Annotated in this window: 15 protein-coding genes and 1 pseudogene; 9 read left to right on the top strand and 7 right to left on the bottom strand. The window is 46.8% G+C overall.

The features are described 5' to 3' along the window. Positions 1–115: 115 nt before the first annotated feature. The 7 genes from psbP (at position 116) to RID09_RS05055 (ending at position 5,948) form a co-directional block, all read left to right on the top strand. Positions 116–655, top strand: a complete 540-nt coding sequence (gene psbP, locus RID09_RS05085) for a photosystem II reaction center PsbP (protein WP_446334863.1) — start codon at positions 116–118, stop codon at positions 653–655. Positions 656–716: 61 nt separating this feature from the next. Further along, the gene (locus RID09_RS05080; protein WP_446334862.1) at positions 717–1,301 is read left to right on the top strand and encodes a Maf family protein; all 585 of its coding nucleotides are present in this window, start codon (positions 717–719) and stop codon (positions 1,299–1,301) included. A gap of 259 nt (positions 1,302–1,560) precedes the next feature. Further along, positions 1,561–1,986, top strand: a complete 426-nt coding sequence (locus tag RID09_RS05075; RefSeq protein ID WP_446334861.1) for a hypothetical protein — start codon at positions 1,561–1,563, stop codon at positions 1,984–1,986. A gap of 71 nt (positions 1,987–2,057) precedes the next feature. Then, entirely contained in the window at positions 2,058–3,542 is a 1,485-nt protein-coding gene (locus RID09_RS05070; RefSeq protein WP_446334860.1) for a hypothetical protein, read from the top strand. A 266-nt stretch (positions 3,543–3,808) separates the two neighbouring features. After that, the gene (locus RID09_RS05065; RefSeq protein ID WP_446334859.1) at positions 3,809–4,609 is read left to right on the top strand and encodes a hypothetical protein; all 801 of its coding nucleotides are present in this window, start codon (positions 3,809–3,811) and stop codon (positions 4,607–4,609) included. Between the two features lie 60 nt (positions 4,610–4,669). Next, positions 4,670–5,422, top strand: a complete 753-nt coding sequence (locus tag RID09_RS05060; RefSeq protein ID WP_446334858.1) for a hypothetical protein — start codon at positions 4,670–4,672, stop codon at positions 5,420–5,422. Positions 5,423–5,510: 88 nt separating this feature from the next. Beyond that, a complete protein-coding gene (locus RID09_RS05055) occupies positions 5,511–5,948 on the top strand; it encodes a hypothetical protein (RefSeq protein ID WP_446334857.1) in 438 nt (145 codons plus the stop codon). Between the two features lie 303 nt (positions 5,949–6,251). On the opposite strand, the gene RID09_RS05050 is transcribed toward RID09_RS05055, so the two are convergent. From RID09_RS05050 to RID09_RS05030, 5 genes and pseudogenes are all read right to left on the bottom strand, one after another. Beyond that, entirely contained in the window at positions 6,252–6,449 is a 198-nt protein-coding gene (locus RID09_RS05050) for a hypothetical protein (RefSeq protein WP_446334856.1), read from the bottom strand. 204 nt (positions 6,450–6,653) lie between these two features. Further along, positions 6,654–6,908 (bottom strand): annotated as a pseudogene (locus RID09_RS05045) (hypothetical protein); the annotation flags it as partial. 320 nt (positions 6,909–7,228) lie between these two features. Continuing rightward, positions 7,229–10,981 (bottom strand): tetratricopeptide repeat protein, encoded by a 3,753-nt coding sequence (locus RID09_RS05040; protein WP_446334855.1) that lies wholly within the window; start codon positions 10,979–10,981, stop codon positions 7,229–7,231. Between the two features lie 94 nt (positions 10,982–11,075). Further along, positions 11,076–13,142, bottom strand: a complete 2,067-nt coding sequence (locus RID09_RS05035) for an AAA family ATPase (RefSeq protein ID WP_446334854.1) — start codon at positions 13,140–13,142, stop codon at positions 11,076–11,078. Further along, positions 13,139–13,381: a hypothetical protein gene (locus tag RID09_RS05030; RefSeq protein ID WP_446334853.1), complete on the bottom strand. Its 243-nt coding sequence runs from the start codon at positions 13,379–13,381 to the stop codon at positions 13,139–13,141. The genes RID09_RS05035 and RID09_RS05030 overlap by 4 nt, the downstream gene beginning before the upstream one ends. Before the next feature lie 353 nt (positions 13,382–13,734). Between RID09_RS05030 and RID09_RS05025 the strand changes: the two genes are divergently transcribed. Beyond that, positions 13,735–14,916 (top strand): SGNH/GDSL hydrolase family protein, encoded by a 1,182-nt coding sequence (locus RID09_RS05025; protein ID WP_446334852.1) that lies wholly within the window; start codon positions 13,735–13,737, stop codon positions 14,914–14,916. Between the two features lie 177 nt (positions 14,917–15,093). Here RID09_RS05025 and RID09_RS05020 read toward each other — a convergent pair whose 3' ends face one another. Both RID09_RS05020 and RID09_RS05015 read right to left on the bottom strand, forming a co-directional pair. Continuing rightward, positions 15,094–16,470 (bottom strand): DNA phosphorothioation system restriction enzyme, encoded by a 1,377-nt coding sequence (locus RID09_RS05020; RefSeq protein ID WP_446334927.1) that lies wholly within the window; start codon positions 16,468–16,470, stop codon positions 15,094–15,096. Positions 16,471–16,727: 257 nt separating this feature from the next. Continuing rightward, positions 16,728–17,675 (bottom strand): cobalamin-binding protein, encoded by a 948-nt coding sequence (locus RID09_RS05015; protein ID WP_446334851.1) that lies wholly within the window; start codon positions 17,673–17,675, stop codon positions 16,728–16,730. A gap of 255 nt (positions 17,676–17,930) precedes the next feature. On the opposite strand from RID09_RS05015, the gene RID09_RS05010 reads away from it, so the two are divergent. After that, positions 17,931–19,514, top strand: a complete 1,584-nt coding sequence (locus RID09_RS05010) for a B12-binding domain-containing radical SAM protein (RefSeq protein ID WP_446334850.1) — start codon at positions 17,931–17,933, stop codon at positions 19,512–19,514. The last annotated feature ends 178 nt before the right edge of the window (positions 19,515–19,692 follow it).

Raw genomic sequence — 19,692 nt, 5'->3', positions numbered from 1 at the left:
CCTTTTAAACGTCAACCCTTCTCAAGCCAACGTGACTTATCTTGATCAAAACTCAATCATAAAGTGTACCCGGAAGATGAGACAATAAAAACGCACCAATTCAAAGGATATAAAGATGCTCAAGACCATTGCCGCCCTTTTGCTGCTAGTATTGAGCTTGGGTCTACATGGCTGCACTGACGGCGTTAGTGGACTTAAAAGCTATGTCGATACGGCTGACGGTTATGAGTTTCTCTATCCGAATGGTTGGGTGCCGATTCAAGTCACTGACGGACCAGATGTCGTATTTCGGGATTTGATCGAGCAAACCGAAAATGTCAGTGTGGTGATTAACCCCGTTCCAGAAAATACAACCCTCACCGATTTAGGAACGCCTGGGGAAGTCGGTTACCAACTCCAACAAAATGTGCTATCGGCGGCGAATTCCAATCGTCAAGTTGAATTAGTTGATGCAAAAGCTCGCGAGACGGAAGGCAAAACCTATTATCTTCTCGAATATAGTGTCAAACTTCCTACTCAAAATCGTCATGACCTAGCCACAGCCGTCATCAGCCGTGGTAAGCTCTACACTCTGAATACTTCAACCACAGAAGAACGTTGGGATAAAGTGCAAGATCTGTTTACCCAAGTCGCTAGTTCGTTTAATGTTTACTAGATTAGGGGTCACTTGTCAAGATAAATGTAACGAATGACGAATGACGAATGACAAATAAGGAATGAAACAATTTGTTTTAGCCTCAGCTTCGCCAGCACGCCGCCGTTTATTAAAAAATGCTGGCATTGAACCCATCGTTTGTCACAGTGATTTTGATGAATCTCAGGTTAAAGTTACTGATCCGGTAGAGTTAGTCAAAACCCTAGCATGGCACAAAGCCAAAACCGTTGTGCCTAAATTTGATGAGGCGCTAGTGTTAGGCTGTGATTCAGTGTTAAGCATTCAGGATGAGATCCACGGGAAACCGGCTAATCCCCAAGAGGCGATCGCACGTTGGCAGATGATGCGGGGTAGAGTGGGCGAACTCTATACGGGTCATGCCTTAATTGATGTATCACAGGATAAGACAATTGTCCGTTGTGGGATAACACGAGTCTACTTTGCCAATGTGAGCGATCGCGCAATTCAAGCCTATGTGGCTACAGGCGAACCTCTAAACTGTGCAGGCTGCTTTGCCCTAGAAGGGCGGGGCGGCTTATTTGTCGAAAAACTAGACGGTTGTCACAGTAATGTCATTGGTCTAAGTTTACCTCTGTTGTATCAGATGCTGACTGAGCTGAGTTATGAAGTGACAGACTTTTGGTAGTCTTATGTCTTATGTCTATGTGATAATTGAACAGTTAGGTCGGGGCGGGTTTAGTTATATCAGGGTGAAAACGAAACGTTAGTGGTAAAACCCGCCCCTACAAAAGATGTTTCATCGGAACTCCCCAGCTCTCTCATCTCCCCCAGCTTCCCATTCCCTGTTCCCTTGTGAGAAAATTTGTTCAGGTGAAGCGGAAGTTTGCTATAGTCAAAGCACTTTGAGTATATTGCTGAGCTAATAGAGCCCCAAAGGAGTTTCGATGACAACCAGCGAAGAATTCAAACAGAAACTAAGGGCGGGCAACATTGGAGATGCCTTCACCCTAGCTTTGTCGGAATCGGTTGAATTGGAAATTACGACTTGGGTGTCTTCCGCCAATTCGCCACAAACAGAGCAGCCTGCGGCTAATTCCTGTATGCGTACCCGGATCAATATTGTAGAAGGCTCCATCGATAATGAGGTAGGATCTCAATTTATCGGCAATGGTCCCTACACGGAACTACGCCAATTTCATACCCAGCAAGTTCAGGAAGGACGCCAGATTATCCAGAATAATCTAGAAAACTTGCAACAACTCTTTACCGTGTTGACTCGTGTATTATACCAACCCCAGCAGTCAACCCAGCAGCAACTTCGGGAGAGTAATCCGGCTCTGTCGCCTTCGAGCCAGGATAATTTACCCTAATCTTGAAGATAGAGGTTGACAAATCTGCCAGTTTCTGTAGTGGTAATCGCCCAAATTCAGGTGAGTGTATTATGGCGTCGAGTGAGGACTTTAGGCAACAACTCAAAGCAGGCAAGGTTCAAGAAGCGTTTGCTGGGGCTTTGGCGGAAGCGGTGCAGTTGAAAATTACAACCTGGGTGGCTTCTGATGCTGAGGATGGCGCCGAAACAGCTGCCAAACCGGGTTATCGCCTGCGGACTCAAATTAATACGATTGAGGGAGCGATCGCGAATGAGATTGGGGAACAGTTTATTGGCAATGGTCCCTATCGAGAACTCCTCCCCTTTCATATAGAACAGGTGGCACAAGGCAATCAGCTGGTTGAGAATAATCTTAAAACTTTGCAAAAGCTATTTGAGATTTTAATCACGCTGCAACACCACAGGACAGGGTTGAGTGAGGTAGAATACCCACCCTTAGCCATCACCCAGGAAGAGACAGCCGCCCACCCGGATGGGGGAGTAGCCGTCGTCGCCGCCGCCGAATTGGCAACCCAGACGCCAGATTTGACGATTCAGGAAGAGGTATCTGCTGAATCGACTCCCTCTAGCGAGACAATGACAACTTGGGAGCAAGAGGAAGAAGATGAAGAAGATGAAGATGACTCGGTGCTAGATTTGCTCGAGTCCTTACCCCCTCCTCCACGCCCACCTCTAGACGATGAAGAGTCCTCTACAACTGAGGATGCGAGAGACGAATTCACTGAAGCAGAACCGCTATCGTCCAACCAAGCGGAGTTAGATGAGCAAGATTGGCAGGTTCTCAACGACGATTGGGGAACATTGGAACTTGATGAGGAGGAGTCGCCCCCCTCGGCGGAACTGGATATCCCACCCCAGACAGACATTGAACCCAAACCCAGGGGATCAGAACCGGCTCAAAAAATGCCCAGTTGGCAATCCTTAGAAGAACTAAACCAGGATACTGACGACGATGCAGACTGGGATGACTGGGTAGTAGACGAACCGGAATTAGGCGATCATTCTTTTGCCCAGATGGATACCGATGAAGACTGGGGTGACTTAGTGGAAGACTTTGATCCCTTTGCGGCACCCCCACCCGTCGAGGAGTCTCCCTCGCCGTTAAATATTCAGGAAGATTGGGATGAATTTGCGGTTGAGGAACTTGAACCCTATTCCGATTTAACTGAGGTTGATAGTGAGATTGAATGGCCAGACTTGAGTGAGAGCCAAGCGTCTGAGTCGGCAAGCTCAACGGCTGATCCTCTAGCTGGGTTAGATGCTTTACCTGAAGACTCTCAGGAAAAAGAAATGGACTCAGAATCATTAAGTGATCCTATAGATTTGTTGGCAGATCAAAACCAATCCGCCGAAAATGTGGATGAGCAGGATTATGGATTCGGGGAACTCTCCTTTGAAGAATTTTCTGTTGATGATTTTGATTCCCTCAGCCATGCAGAGGACGATTGGGAGGAGAAGCCCAAACCAACGAAGCAAGGAGAGCCACCACCGCCTCCACCCCCTAGCCGCTTTCAGGATAAAAACCCAGAACCCTAGTGCAGCGGGCATGGAAATACTTGAGCAGCTTCGTAGATAGGGGGAGCAATGTAGAGACGTAGCATGCTACGTCTGGGAGCAATGTAGAGACGTAGCATGCTACGTCTGGGAGCACAGAGAGACGTAAGGCGTGGAACGTCTGGGTATTTGCAGCCATGCTGCACTAGAGCGATACAATGAAGTGTTAAGCCGCGAATGTTTCCATTTTTGGGAATTTCGGTGGATGATTGGATGAGTGAACAGGTGTTCTAGAGAGGTGTGGGTTGATGACCAATCGAAATCGACAAGATTCACAGGATGTACCCGCCTCTAAAACCCGAGGCAATAGTTCGGGTGTGAATCGAAGCCTAAATCACTTCTTGCAGTCCTTGGGCGACACGCTAATCGACTTCACGGCGCTAGAAGTGAATACGATGGTGGTAGAACATATTAGCGGTCATAAGTTTATTGCTTGGGAAGCGTACCGGGATATTTATCCGATTTCGCCGGAGTATTTAGAACAACAAGGTATCCATGAGTCATTGCGCCATCACTACCTGGAGTTACGCACCAGGCTAGAACGGGAATACCGGGGGCAATTGAGTGATCCAACCTCTGAACTTTATGATCCGACAATCTTCAATGAGGATCACTCCAGTCTCGCTGATGATTTTGATCGCATCCCCACTCGTCTCCCCAATCCCATCGATCTGAAAAGTCCAGACACAATTGTTACCATTCAAAGACTTTTGAGTAATTGTCGTTTTTTACGCGGTTTGCGTAAACTAGCTGAACTCAAAGCCGCCTTGGATGATCGGAATCAAACGGTGCTACGCTTAGTCTCTGTTCAACCCGATCAAGCTGATATAATTCAACGAATGATCACCACAGATACCATCTGCGCTCAAACAGTGATTCAACTCGATGGCGATGTGATTAACCGTTACGATCAATCCCTGTTTCACCATCCCCAGAAAGAGGTCATTCTGCAAATTCACCGAGAAGGGGTAATCGCCAGTGAACGACAATGGCGCGGACTGTTGGAGTTTATTATTGGTCTAATAAAAGCTACACTGCATAAGTCATAAGGTATAGCTTTACACACCGGAGGGCAAAGGGTTTGACTTTTTACGTTTGACGTTTGAAAAATGAATCAGCATCCTCGTTTAGCATCACCCTCTCACCCGCCTTCCCCGCGCCAGAATTTAGCGATCGCGGCTTGTATTCAAATCGAGGTAGAACACATTTCTCGCTCTCAGTTTCTGTTTCATGGGGTTCGCTTCACCTTAGATAAAGAAACTCTACGACACATTCAACAGGCTCAACAGATGGGAGATTCTCTGAAGCTTTCCCGTCAATTGCTCACAGATTTGCGGTATTACGCTCTCATTGATGACGAAAACCGTTGGCAATCAGGATTAACGTTTTGTACCTACTATAAGCGAGGAAGCTCCCAAGAGGCGCTGATGCGAAGTGTTATTGGCTTGGATGGTGATATTATCCATCAAATCCAGCGCAATTGTCTAGAACGTCCCAACTTTTCCCATCAGATTTCAACGGCACATTATTGGTTAATTGAACAAGTAATGCGTCAGTTGCGTTTCGGTAAATATGTTCCCTTAACTGGGCTGATTAATGGGCTGGCTTGGGGATTGGCATTGCTGATTTCTATGCTGCTGGTGATTCCCTTTATCCCAGTTTTCCTGAATAACCCTTGGATGCTGATTGCTGTTTTAATCATGGTGGGATTATTTTACATTGGTTTTCGACACCTATTTCATTTATTGCGTCCAACAGCGCGGCGCTGGATAATGCGGCGAATTGTGGCTGGATTTCTTTCTTCCAAACCCAGATCCAAGCGGTTAGCTAGGCGCCTTTTAAGCGGGTTGTTTTCTTCTTGATGATCTTTAGCGTTACCCTTCCCCATTCCCCACTCTTTATCCTTACCACAAGACTGATTTAGCCAGCCCTTACGATAAAAAGATAACGATGAATACTCAACTCACCACCTCGGAACTGAATTCATATCAAACCATATTACCCAATGATGATCCAGCACAAGACGCGATCGCACTTCTCAAAGAGCATAATGGGGATATTGAGGCGTCGTTTGAGGAACTGTATCGCCAGAAATATGGTACAATCCCGGATTTTCCCGACAAATCCCTGTGGGAGGTGACGCTGAACCAGTTACGTCAGGAGTTGTGTGGTGATGATAGCTTTCGCACCAAGGTACAGGAGTACACCAAGAATCCCGGAAGTACACCCTTGCTGACGGGATTAATCGTGTATTTGGTAGGGTTAGCCGGATTTCCCCTTGATCCCGCGATCGCAACTGTGGTGGTATTGTATATTCTTAAGATTGGGCTAAATATTTTCTGCCAATATACAGAACCCTCCGATTCCAAATCCTTACCGGGTAAGTAGGGGCGCATGGCGTGCGCCCATTCCCGACGTGCGCCCTAGCCATTTGAAGGGTACGATAATGGGGGTGTAGGGGCGGGTTTTACAGATAACATTTTGCACCCAACTGATAACTTGACTAAACCCGCCCTTTAAAAGAACCGGGGGAGCAGCCATTTGAAGGGTACGATGATATCGTTCCCCTACCCATCTGGTATTGGTGCGTCAATTCGATTTCCAGAGAATCTCTTAAGCTGTCATGCATTTAAATTGGGTATTAGTAGCGAGCAAGATGCTCGCACTACAAGGATTTCACCATTATTGACATTAAGGTTTAAATGTCAAGCAGCTTAGGTTGAGCGAAGCACCATGGTAGAGACGTTCCGCCGGAACGTCTCTACCATAATCGGTATCGCAGGGGTGTAGATGCTGATGGTTGAGGCTTGAAGCCTTGCTCTTTGGTTTGTTCGGGTAAACTTTGTCACCTTGAGACTCCTCGACGACGCTTAAAGTGTCATCCGCCACGCTCAGAGTGTCCCCACACCACGCTTAAAGTGTCATCCGCCACGCTCAGAGTGTCCTCCCACCACGCTTAGAGTGTCTCCCGCGAGGCTCAGAGTGTCCCCCCACTACGCTCGGAGTGTCATCCGCCACGCTTAGAGCATCCTCCCAGCACGCTCAGAGTGTCTCCCACCACGCTCAGAGTGTCCCCTCACCACGCTCAGAGCGTCATTCATCACTCTCAGCGTTTGACTCCTCCCCTGATGAACTCCCATTCCCTCTTGTTTTCACCCCTTTAAAGCGTTCTTTTAACTGCTCCGCCACGCTTTTTAATCCCGGTGTGGTTTTCGATGCCATTTTCACGTAGTCATAAACGGTTAGGCTGCTTTTCATGGCTTCACTCCCCACGGCTATCAGGGTATCATCCACCTTTTCTGTCAGTTGCTCGAGTCGGATGAGTAACTCGGAAAGACGCAACGCCACCGGATTTATGGGTTGACATTAACCCCTCTCCCACGCCAGCCCTCACCCCCAGCCCCTCTCCCAACCCCCCTCGTTCCCCCCTACAAGAGGGGGGATGACAGAGGATGCTTCGCTTTTTTTGCACGGGAGAGGGGAGCAAGAGCATCCGATCCCCCTTCTCCCCACGGTGGGAGAAGGGGTTAGGGGATGAGGGGGAAAGGCTTGCCAGCATTGGTTTTTACCTTGGCGCGAATTCATACGATTAGGGTACGGCAATGCCGTACCCCTACGACACCCAGGGAGAATTGATGGGGTAGGGGCACGATATTATCGTGCCCTTCTTAATCTGGGAGTTGTGCTAAGGCTTCCCGTGCAACATCAGCCCAATAGTCATCCTGATACTCTAGATATATCTCTAAGGCTGTCTGTAAATTCACCCTCGCTTCGGCGTAGTTTTCCTGGGCTTCTGCCAGTAATCCTAAACAATGATAGGTTTTAGCTTGATTGTAGCGATCGCGAAATTCAATGTAAATATCCAGAGCCTGCTGATAGTATAGCCTTGCCTGCTCATACTCCCGTAACTCTTCGGCAACCCTTCCTAACTGGTGATAGGTGCCAGCTTGAGAATAGCGATCGCGAAATTCAATCTTAATATCCAGAGCCTGCTGATAGTATAGCTTTGCCTGCTCATACTCCCGTAACTCTTCGGCAACCCTTCCTAACTGGTGATAGGTTGTAGCTATGTAAAGCTGTTTCTGTCTCTCCTCTACCCCGGTAAGCTGTTGGGTTAGTTCCAGCACCTGCTGATAAGTGGCTTTGGCTTGAGTATAATTCTGGGTTTCTAGGTAACAACAGGCTAACCGATCCTGTGCCATGACAATTTCCAGCCCAATTTCACCTGTGTGTAATGATGCCGGATATGCCGCTTGTGCCTGACAGACGAACTCTGAGAGTTTGAGATTACTCTGGATATCATTAATCTGCAAGAAGTATTGAAACAAACAGAAAAAGATATCCACCGTTTCCTGCTTCTCTAAACAGAGTTGCAGCGCATTGTAGAGATTTTCATACTCCAGTTGACAGGCGAAAATCCCCTGTTGCAGTTTTTGCGCCTGCTTCGATTTCATCAATTGCTGATAAACACCCGCCAACACCAAATAATGACGTTTAAACCCCTCCCGCAACGCTTCCCGCATCGCTGCATCCTGTTGATTCAGCTTCATCCGCAAGAAATAAGGGAAAACCGGCTGAATCCTTAACAATCTCTCATTAGCCCCCCTTTCAAAGGGGGGTTGGGGGGATTGAGAGGGGCTGGGGGACAACAATCCCCAATTAATCGCCTCTTGAATCGCCCCATCAAACTCCTCAAACGGATAATCCTGAAACGGTGCTAACTGCTGCAACTTATCAACATAATTCCCAATCCTATCCCCCCGAATAAACCCACTAAATGGCGCTAAACACAACAACAACTGCTGCGCCGCCGCCGACAAATTCCGATGGGAATACTCTACACATTGAACAATACTCTCCGTCTTATCCTCACTCCCCGAATCCAACGCAATATCCGCCTTTTCCAACCCCGCGACAATCTCCGCCGGGGATTGCTGTTTCAGATTCGCCAACACTACCTCCATCGCCAAGGGATACCCCGCCAAGAGTTTCATTAATCGGCTAAACGCTTTATCTTCCCGTATCTGCGGAATCCGCGATTTCGGTAAATACCGTTCTAATATCTTTTGCGCCAACTCTGAACGCGCCTGAACATCTAATCCCTGTAACGGATACACATTATCGCCAAATGTCCCCTGTAACCACTCCTCACCACTGCGGGAACCCAACACCACCCGCGTTTTCCCACCCACTAATCGCGTTAAAAAGTCCTGAATTTCCTCTCGCTTCTTCTTCGATAACGTATGTTTAATCGCCAACCGTTTCCCCGTCACCGATTCCAAGTTATCCAAAATCAGGATATGATTCTCGGTTTTCAGTTTCTCGGCTAATTTCTGCACCTGCGCCGCCGGATTCATCGCCTGAAATCGGCTGAACTCGAACTTGTCATAAACCTGCTTCCCTATCTCCCGCAGGATTTGCTTCAATGTCCAGGCTTTTGTGTCATAACCAAAATAAAAGATAGCTTCAGCAAAGTGAGTGGTTTGCCACCATTCCCGTAAATAATTCAGTAGCGTAGTTTTCCCCGTTCCCCCCATCCCCCGCAACAGGAGAATAGTATGGCGCAGCAATGCCTTTTCTATCTTGAGAATCTCCAAATCGCGCCCGACAAAGCCATAGGTGGGTGGAGTAAACCGATACTGCTGCTGACGTGCGGCATAATAGTCTTCTTCTTCCTGGGGCGTAAATTCCCGTAAATTCAAATTAACGGGCTGATTGGTATAAACCACAGGTAAGAGCCAGTCTTCTAAGTCAATCGTTTGGTTATAATAGGCTTTACGTCCTTTATTATTAAAGAGTTCGCGGCGTCCCAGTCGTAGGGCTTCCCGAATTGTTTTTTCAGCAAAGACTTGGTGATAGACGGTTTCGATTAATAAGGAGGCGGCGGTTACGGTGACGGAATAGCCCATCGCGACGACTGTATGCATCCCCGCCGCCATGAGGCGACTCCCTAAACTGGTTTCGCGAAATGTTGTCGCGTTTGATGTGGGTGTGGGCGAAGCATTCGCGTTTTCATTTGATGAAACAACCGACATATCTGGGCGCGATGTTGGGGATGGGGGATGGAGGATGGGAGATGTTGTCGCGTTTGATGTGGGTGTGGGCGAAGCATTCGCGTTTTCATTTGATCCAACAACCGACATATCTGGGCGCGATGTTGGGGATGGGGGATGGGGGATGGGATATGTTGTCGCGTTTGATGTGGGTGTGGGCGAAGCATTCGCGTTTTCATTTGATCCAACAACCGACATATCTGGGCGCGATGTTGGGGATGGGGGATGGGGGATGGGAGATGTTGTCGCGTTTGATGTGGGTGTGGGCGAAGCATTCGCGTTTTCATTTGATCCAACAACCGACATATCTGGGCGCGAATGCTTCGCCCCTACGGGGTTTACGGGGTTTACCGGGTTTACGGGGTTTACCGGGTTTACCGGGTTTACCGGGTTTACCGGGTTTACCGGGTTTACCGGGTTTACCGGGTTTACGGGTGCGGGGTTTGATGTATCTCCTCGGATTTGTTTGGCGGATTGACAGGCGTTTAAAATACAGACGGGAATTCCTTTTCCGGTTAATAAATTGGCTAATTCTGACGCCTCCACCGGATCAGCTTTTCCCTGACTTTCTCCCTCCAAAAACAGAAACGCCTTCACCCCTTCATACTCAGTAATATCCTCTCGCCCCCACCGCGCCTGAAATGTATACCGCTTCTTTTCTATCCCCTTGTGCACTTGGTCATAACTCATCAATGAGCCATGGGCATCAAAATGAATAATATGATAATATCCCGCCCCTTTCTCCTCTAAATGTTTCGATAACGCCTTGTATGTAGCCGGACGCAATAACTCCACATTCACCCGTAACTTTGCCGTCTCAATCGCTTCAATTAAGGGACGGGAAATGGTACGATAGCCTACATCTCTTTCCTGATCCGGTCGTGCTGTCACCAAGAGTAAATTAATTACCGGAAATGCTGGCATACTTGCGCCAATGGGAACGGGTTTGGTATGCTTCCGCAGCATCAGACAATCCACCGCCAGGGGACGGGGTAAATCCGGATCACGCAGGGCTTCCCAATGTAACGCCTGAAACTCTGGCGTCTGGCTTTCAATCTCTATTTGAATCTGACTTAAATTCCCCCGGATTTGCCGATACTCGCTATAGGCGTCAATATTGGTTCTAAATACCTGCTCAAATAATTGTTCCCCGTAAGCCTTAACCGATTCCTTCGCCTGTTCCGCCTTCACTGTTCCCAATTGGGGAAAAACCAGCCATTGTTCAAAATACCATTCCAGGGTCTGTTCTTGTTTCGGGGTGAAAGGATCAGTAATCGCGATGGGATAATTCACCCGCCCATCAAAACTGAGAGTCGCCGTAAATCCGCTATCCGTTGACTGCTGTTCCCGAATCGTAATAATGGTCATTGGTTATGAGACTATTCAGGCAAATCTATACTAAACCGATAAATATCAAGACATTGAATAACCCTATACTATCCAATCCGGTTCAACACCTTCACTAAAACACATACTCCACTTCCACAATTTCTGTATATTCAAACTCATTCGGACTCGGTTTGACTAAATCATAACGAACCCCTCCTAGTTCCATCCAGTCGCGATCGCACTCCGGTTTGGGTGAATTGTAAACCAGGACATATTCTCGACTGATATAGGGTTCCATCTCTTTCGCCACCTCCCCTCGCCATTGAGTCTTCGTGACTAACACGACTAACTGATTAGCTAAAGTAGGAAGGGTTTGAGCAATTTGGCGACGGTAAATTTCATCTAAACTGCCAAAGGGTGAATCCATAACGATGGGAAATGTGCTACTGTCGGGTCCCATCAGCGCGTGTTCTTGAATCCAATCCCGCACCCGATCAATAATTCCACCAATAAAAGAAAGGCTGAGAATTTGGTTTTCTCCTGTAGACGCCGCCACGATTTCCTCGTTTCCGGTGGTGGTTTCCACTAAAGTTAATTCATAGTTCTCATTCAGCTTAGGGAGATAGGGGGTGAAGGAAATCCCGGCAAAAATTTCCTGGACTCGCTTTTCTAACGACGTGCGAAACTGATTATCTAGTCGGATTCTGACTTCGATTAACCGTTCAATAGCATCCTGAGTTGCAGCAATCCGTCGCTGCGCCAAGGCTTGTTTCGCTTCATTCATTTTATGCTTGGCAATTTGCTTGAGTATGGCTTGGATATCAGTGTTTAACTGTTCAATTTTATGCTGATTTGAACCCTTTTCTAAGGTTAAATCGCGAAAGGTTGTATCGATTTCATCTAAGCGCTTTTGCAGTTGACTAATATCCTCATCTGGAAAAGTGATCAGTTTCTTTCTAATATCATCGAGTTGGGTTTCAATGCGAGAGAGTTCTGCTCGTTCTTGAGATAGAATCATCTGTTGCTGATCAATATCTGTCCAAAATCCGGGGATTTGCCGCTTAATTTCACTAACCTGTACTCCTAAACGAATCGCCGTTTCTTCCACATCAGCTAATCCAGCTTTATCCATCCAAGCCGCAACCTGCTGATAGGCTGAGGTTCCTTCCTGTAATGGGGTACCACAGATACAGCGCTGGCTGTGCAGTAAATCCTGGACAAATTGCTGTTTAATCCCCACCGGAAGTTCGCCGCGCGATCGCAACTCTTCGACAATGGAGTGAAAGTCTGTAATCATCTGCGATAGCAACACGGTATAGCCGCGTGTAGACAGGATACGTTTGAGGCTATCTTTGGCTTGTTTGAGCTGTTCTCGATGTAATATTTGCTGCGCTTCGAGTTCATCCCGTAGCTGTTGCAACTCTGTCGCGCCACCGAGTTCTAATAAGCGACTACTCAAGGTTTGCTTTAATTCATCGTGGTGGGCTAATTCCTGGTCAATTTCGACTTGTCGATTTGCCAGGTTGTGACTTTTTTGTTCGAGTTGCTTTTGTTCTTTGAGCAGTTTTTGGGTTTCTGAATCGCCAATTAAGGATAATTCAGATTCCAAGCTTTTTCTGGCTTCCTTGAGATGCTTGATTGAACGATTTAACACCTCGACGCCGAGCAACGTCTTCGTCGCTTCAGCAATGTCGGCTTTTTTATCAGATCGGACAATTTGCTCGATCCGCTCCCCGTCAAAGAAGAAGTATTGATGTAAACTTGCAGGTAAGATGCGTCCTATGATATCCTCTGGCAGTTGTTGCGGTAGGAGCCAGCGACCATCATCATCGGCAATTTGCAGGTATAGTTCACTTTTACCCTGTTCCACCCCCGCTTCCGTCTTGTAAGCACGGCAGAGTCGCTTTGCCTGATAGCGTTTATTCTGATGCTCAAAACCAATTTCTACCCAACATTCTACCGATTCTTTCAGGGCGGCTTCGTTAATTGCCCGTTTGTTCACCAGTTGTTCTTGAGACGCAAACGCCGCCGTGAATTTCTCGTACAGAACCCAGGTAAAGGCATTTAATAGCGTAGTCTTTCCGGCTCCGTTGTTCCCATGAATCACCGTCGTATTGCGATCGCCAGTTGCCAGAGTGATTTCTGGTGTCTTACCGTAAAACTGGCGAAAGTTGCACAGCCGGATTGACCTCAACTTCATTGTACTTCTTCCTTGACAATTCTCAAGATGTCATCATTAATATAGCGGGGGATCTTCATATAAAGCTTATCTTTTTCGGCTTGTAACACTCTCTCAATAATCCGACGCACCTCTGGCGACGCACTGGTAATCGGTTCTTGTACGTCAAATAACGCCCCCTGTCGATTATAGGCGGAACGCTTTTCCGATAAAATTCTGGAGATTGCTTGAGTGGCTATGTCTGGATATTTAAAAGTCATCACATCGGGGGTTGACGAAACCTTAAATTACGATTATATTCATTCTTTATTTGTATTTCTTTATGAAATCTTTAACTTATGTGTTGTATTTACTCCCAGAGGAAAATAATGTAATGTATACTTAATTTAAGCAGGGTGTTTGTTCATCACCTTTCTACCTTGTTTTGATGTCACTCTCTACTATAACAACCTAAGACCTGATGGTGGGTAGGCTAGGTTAGTTATAACCCCATAAAGATTCATCACAATTCTCTGCATACAAACCTATTGAGGCACAGACGATACCCTGATTTTCCAGGGAGTCTATGCCACAACCTCATTGTCCACATTAGTAATAACTGTGAAGACCTCTCATGAAAAAACCAATCGTCGCTCTAGGATTTACCGTCCTTTCCTTCATGTTGCCCGCAGAGGCTTTAGCGGCTACATTCAGCAAACTGTATGTCTTTGGGGATAGTCTCTCAGATCCCGGTAACATTTACAATGCCACAACTGCCGCTAATATTCTACTGCCTGAACAACTTGAAATACCCGTTGAACCTGTGGTTCCCCCCTACGATGAGGAAGGACGTTTTTCTAATGATTTAGTTTGGAGCGATTATTTAGCACAGGATTTGGGAATAAACCTGATACCTTCTACAGAATTATCCGTGCTGTTTCCCGGTTCTGATATCCGTTCTCCCATCACAATCATTAACGGTCAACCTCAAGTTAGCCCATTCTTTAATGGTGTGACGGCTACCAACAGTGTAAACTTCGCCTTCGGTGCGGCTCAAACGGGTACTCAAGGGGTGGGTGAGCTTGGTGAACTGATACCAGGAATATTAACTCAGGTTGATTGGTTTGAAGATGACCTAGCGGTAGCGGGTCAACAAGCCGATGAGGATGCACTCTATATTGTATGGGGAGGTCCTAATGATTATCAGCTTGTATCTGACCCTAACCCCATGCAAACAGTAGGCAATTTAGCTGAAGCGGTACAAACGCTCTACGATTTAGGGGCGCGTAATTTCCTCGTACCCAATTTGCCAGATTTAGGCAAAACCCCTCGCGTACTGAGCATGGGTAATGACATGTCCATGGCTCTTACCTCATTATCTCAGACCCATAACACTCTATTAGGTGCAAGTCTTGATAACTTGAGTCAATTGGATAACATCAATATCGTACAGCTTGATGCTTTTTCGCTCCTGAATAAAACCATCGCCAATCCAGAAGCAAAGGGTTTCACCAATGTCACCGACTCTTGCATTGAACCCCTCAAGGATGACGGGAAATTAGATGGAACACAAGATTTTAAAGTCTGTGACAATCCAGACGAGTATTTATTCTGGGATGGGATTCACCCAACCACCGTCGCCCATGAACAACTCGCTACCGATGCATTCTTAGCCCTGGAGTCAGAACCGCAGTCGGTTCCTGAACCCGGTTCATCCGCCGCATTGGGATTGTTGGGACTCGGTTGGTTAGCCCACAAGAAATTCAAGAGAGCCCAGCAGAAATCTAAGACAGAAGAGGAGAGTTTAACGACTTAATTATTGGGCTTAGTCGGGGCGGGTTTAGTCACATCTGGGTAAACCAGGAACGATAACAGTAAAACCCGCCCCTACACCTTCGGGTTTAGTCACATCTGGGTAAACCAGGAACGATAACAGTAAAACCCGCCCCAACACCCTACCGATTGGGTTAAATCGGATTTAGGGTGATGAACTTTATAGGTCCAGCAACCCATACCGTTTTTGAAGTTGCAGCAATTTCAGTCGGGCTTCTCCCGCATTATCAGCTAAGTCAGCAAACTCTAAAAACCGTTTTAACTCTTTTTTCAGTAAATTCCGTTCCACATCTAAGGTTTCTCGCCCTAAATCTGGAGGGAGAACAATCATATCAAATAACGTCGCCCGTTCCTTATCAGGATGCGGACGCAAAATCCGCCCCCGTCGTTGAATAAACTGGCGGGGATTCCCACTACTGGCAAGAATAACAGCCGTTTGAATCGCCGGAATATCTACCCCTTCATCAAGACAGCGAATCGCCACCAATCCTTGTAATTTCCCGGTTTCAAATTGATGACGCAATTCCTCTCGTTCCGTTAACGGTGTGTCTGCTGTATAGGTATTAATCCGATATCCCAGTTCAATTCCTAATAACCGGGTTACTGCTGCTAATTGACGAGTGGTTTCCTGACTCACATTCCCTTCAACTGAACCATCTCCACAATAAAATAAGGTGTGATAAGTTTCTAACCGTTGTGCCATTAACTCTCGCAATGCGGTTAACTTATTAGCGGCTGACCCAATTAAACGGGCGCGTTGCATTAAGAGGGCGGTTACAGTATCATTATTCTGGATGTCGCTATCTTGATTATCCATTAGCGCCCAGCCAATGCGTTTAGTAAACTTGGCATAGGCGATTGATTCGGTTTCGGTTAATTCCACTAATATCGGATAATAGAGATAGTTAACTAATGCCCCTTGGCGAATCGCATCGGCTAGAGTTAGTTCAGGTTGCAAGACTGAGCCAAAATAGTTGAATAACCCTTGGGTTCCTTCTTCATCAAAATAGCGTTCTGGTGTAGCCGATAGGGCAAGCCGTAAGCCAATGTTGCGTGGTAAACTTTCTTCCAAGCGTCGAGACCCTAAGTTATGGGCTTCATCACCCACAATTAAGCTTTTTGGGGGAAGGTACTTGAGTTGAGATTGTAACCCCTCTGTGATCAATGTGGCGTTGGTGGTGATAATCGTCAGAAAGGATTGATTACCCGATTGTAAGTTATAAAGGGCACAAGAGAGTTGATTTTGCCAATGGTGTACACTTTCAAACGCCAGAATCGGTTTTAGATTAAACGTCTGACATTCTCGCGCCCATTGGGTAACCAGATGGCGATAGGGACAAACAACGAGTAAGACTTGTAAGCCAATTTGGTGATAGAGTTGGGTTGCGATCGCGAGTGCGGTAATTGTCTTGCCACTCCCTGTCGCCATCTTCAGCGTACCACGTCCCTGATTGCCAAACCAGTTGGTTACCGCTTGTTGCTGATAGGAACGCAGGTGCAGGGATGGGGGTATTTGGGGACAGCCTGGTGATATCATGTATTGAAGGCAGATGGCTTTTTTAAGGCAGAAGGTTCCAATGGAAGACTTACCGTAGGGGCGCACTGACGTGCGCCCAATTAACCGACGTGCGCCCAATTTAACTGTAAAATCTATTCCCCAATTTTAGCTGTGTCACGCCCGTAGAAGGAAATAATAACGTTTTAGATAGATATGATAACCTAGTCGGGGCGGGTTTAGTTACATCGGTTACGAGGTAAGAAATGTTAGTCGTAAAACCCGCCCCTACACAAGATTCAAGACGTAGCATGGCGCGTCTCTACAACGTCCCAACCCGTTCCCCGATAGCCAAAACTAAATAATTCCGGATGCAGAATTTCTGCCAAAATTTCTAAGGAATCAACTAATCGGGGTCCTGGACGATTAAAATAGGCATTCCCATCAGTAATATAGACTCTCTTATTCCGTACCGCCTGTAACTCTGACCATTCTGGACGCTGGCTTAACTGCTGGGTTTCTTTACGGGTGCGCTCTAAATCAAAACCACAGGGCATAATAATCATAACCTGGGGGTCAGTTTTCAACAGGGCATCCCATTCTAAATACGGTGAATGCTTACCCAAAGCGGCAAATAAATGATGACCCCCCGCCATATCAACTAATTCGGGAATCCAGTTTCCACTCGCCATTAACGGATCAGTCCATTCGATCGCGGCGACTGTGGGTTGATCGGCTAGGGATAGGTTCTGTGTCTTTTGCTGAATCGCCTCCACACGAGACTGGAGTTGACTGAGTAAGGGTTGCGAGTCTACCCCTAATGTAGCCGCCACTCGTTCAATATCTGCCCAAACCTCGCTAAGTTGATTCGGTTGCAAGGAAATCACTTTCGGCTGGCTACGGGTGAGTTCAGCAACCGCTTTCTCCACCTCTGGAAAATTTACCGCACAGACATCACATTGATCTTGAGTAACAATATGGGTGGGTTGTAACTGTTCCAGGATATCGATTTTAATTTGGTATATACTCAGGGCATCCTTGACTAAGCGACGCACATCCCGGTCAATTTGGGCGCTGGGTTTTTCTGCATCCAGTCGCGCCTCGGTACAAACGGGGCGATTCTGGATTTCGGGAGGATAGTCGCATTCGTGCGATCGCCCGACAATTGCATCGGTTAAGCCTAAGGCGGCGACTATTTCGGTGGCGCTGGGGAGTAGGGAGACTATTTTTAGGTCAGAGGTTGGCATGATGGAGTGAAGATTATATTTTTTCAACGCAGAGGTACGCAGAGGGGTACGCAGAGGGGCGCAGAGGATTTGAGAGGTTTTGAGGGAAGGTTTTGTAGAATTCGAGAAACGATAAGTTATCTCTTGACAAGTTTGCTTTAGGGGGTAAAGCACTCACTCGAAATTCATGACGTTGGATTTGTTAATCTAACCGGATTTTTGTGTTAAAACTTGTACTATTATCCGATGCCAAAGTTTAGGTGATTTAGTTCTAATATGAAAGCATTACTTGTCTATCCCCTTTTTCCCAAGACATTCTGGTCTTATGAAAAAATATTAGAATTAGTCGATCGCAAAGTTTTACTTCCTCCGTTAGGGTTGGTCACTGTTGCGGCTATTTTACCACAGACGTGGGAGTTTAAACTGGTTGATCGCAATATCCGAGCCGTCACTGAAGCGGAATGGGAATGGGCGGATATTGTGATTCTCTCGGCGATGATTGTGCAAAAAGGGGATTTACTGGCGCAAATCCGGGAAGCTAAACGGCGAGGGAAGCGTGTCGCTTGTGGTGGTCCTTTCCCTACCTCTGTTCCCGATGAGGTGCAGGAGGCGGGGACTGATTATCTGATCTTAGATGAAGGCGAAATTACATTACCTCTGTTTGTTGAGGCGATTCAACGGGGAGATGAGACAGGAATCTTCCGCGCTAATGGGGAAAAGCCGAATGTGACAACCACGCCAATTCCTCGCTTCGATTTATTGGAATTTGACGCCTATGATTCAATGTCGGTGCAATTCTCGCGGGGTTGTCCGTTTCAATGTGAATTTTGCGATATTATCGTCCTCTATGGACGCAAGCCCCGGACGAAAACACCCGCCCAGTTATTGGCAGAATTAGACTATCTCTATGAACTGGGATGGCGGCGGGGTGTGTTTATGGTCGATGATAACTTCATTGGCAATAAACGGAATGTCAAGTTATTGCTGAAAGAATTAAAGGTTTGGCAAGAAGCACACCAGTATCCTTTCCGATTTAATACCGAAGCCTCCATTGATTTGGCGGAAGATCCCGAACTCATGCAATTAATGGTCGAGTGCTATTTTGATGCTGTCTTTCTGGGAATTGAAACACCGGATGAGGATAGTTTACAGTTGACTAAAAAATTCCAAAATACCCGCAGTTCACTGGCGGAATCTGTGGATATTATTACTGAGGCTGGATTGCGGGTGATTGCTGGCTTTATTGTCGGCTTTGATGGCGAGAAATCTGGTGCCGGTTCGCGGATTGTCCGATTTGCGGAACAGACGGGAATTCCAACGACAACCTTTGCCATGTTGCAAGCCTTACCCAATACAGCCTTGTGGCATCGATTGGATAAGGAGGGACGACTCCGGGGGAAAGATGGCAATATTAACCAGACGACTTTAATGAATTTTATCCCCACGCGACCTTTAGAAGAAATTGCTAGGGAATATGTCGAAGCGTTTTGGCAATTATATGAGCCAGAGCAATATTTAGATCGGGTGTATCGGTATTTTCTTAAACTGGGAGAACCGAAGTGTAAACCCCCGTTTAAATTGCCGAGTTGGGTGGATTTAAAGGCAGTGGCGATTGTCTGTTGGCGACAGGGAGTGAAACGGAAAACACGCTGGAAGTTTTGGCATCATTTGTTTAGTATGATTCGGCGGAATCCGGCGGTTTGGGAGCATTATTTAATTGTTTGCGCTCACAACGAGCATTTTATGGAATATCGTCATATTGTCAGGGAGCAGATTGAGGGACAGTTGGCGGAGTTTTTAGCACAGCAGGAAAAGTCGAAAGCCTCTACAGAGAATCGGAAAAATCCGGTGATTGTATAGTAAACAATTACGCATAGCCTCTACTTGTAGCGGCATGACACAGCTAAAATTGTGGAATAGATTTTACTGATTTCTGGGCACACGTCGGTCATGCGTGTCAACTTAAGCCACAACCCTTACCAATTTTCGTTTCCAGCTAAAAGCTGGAAATGCTATTCAGCGGCTCTGCCGCTAGTAG

Source organism: Coleofasciculus sp. G1-WW12-02, assembly GCF_040219735.1.
Taxonomy (GTDB): Bacteria; Cyanobacteriota; Cyanobacteriia; order Cyanobacteriales; family Coleofasciculaceae; genus Coleofasciculus.
The sequence above is the reverse complement of the archived record's forward strand: the minus strand, read 5'-3'. Positions and strand labels throughout refer to the sequence as shown.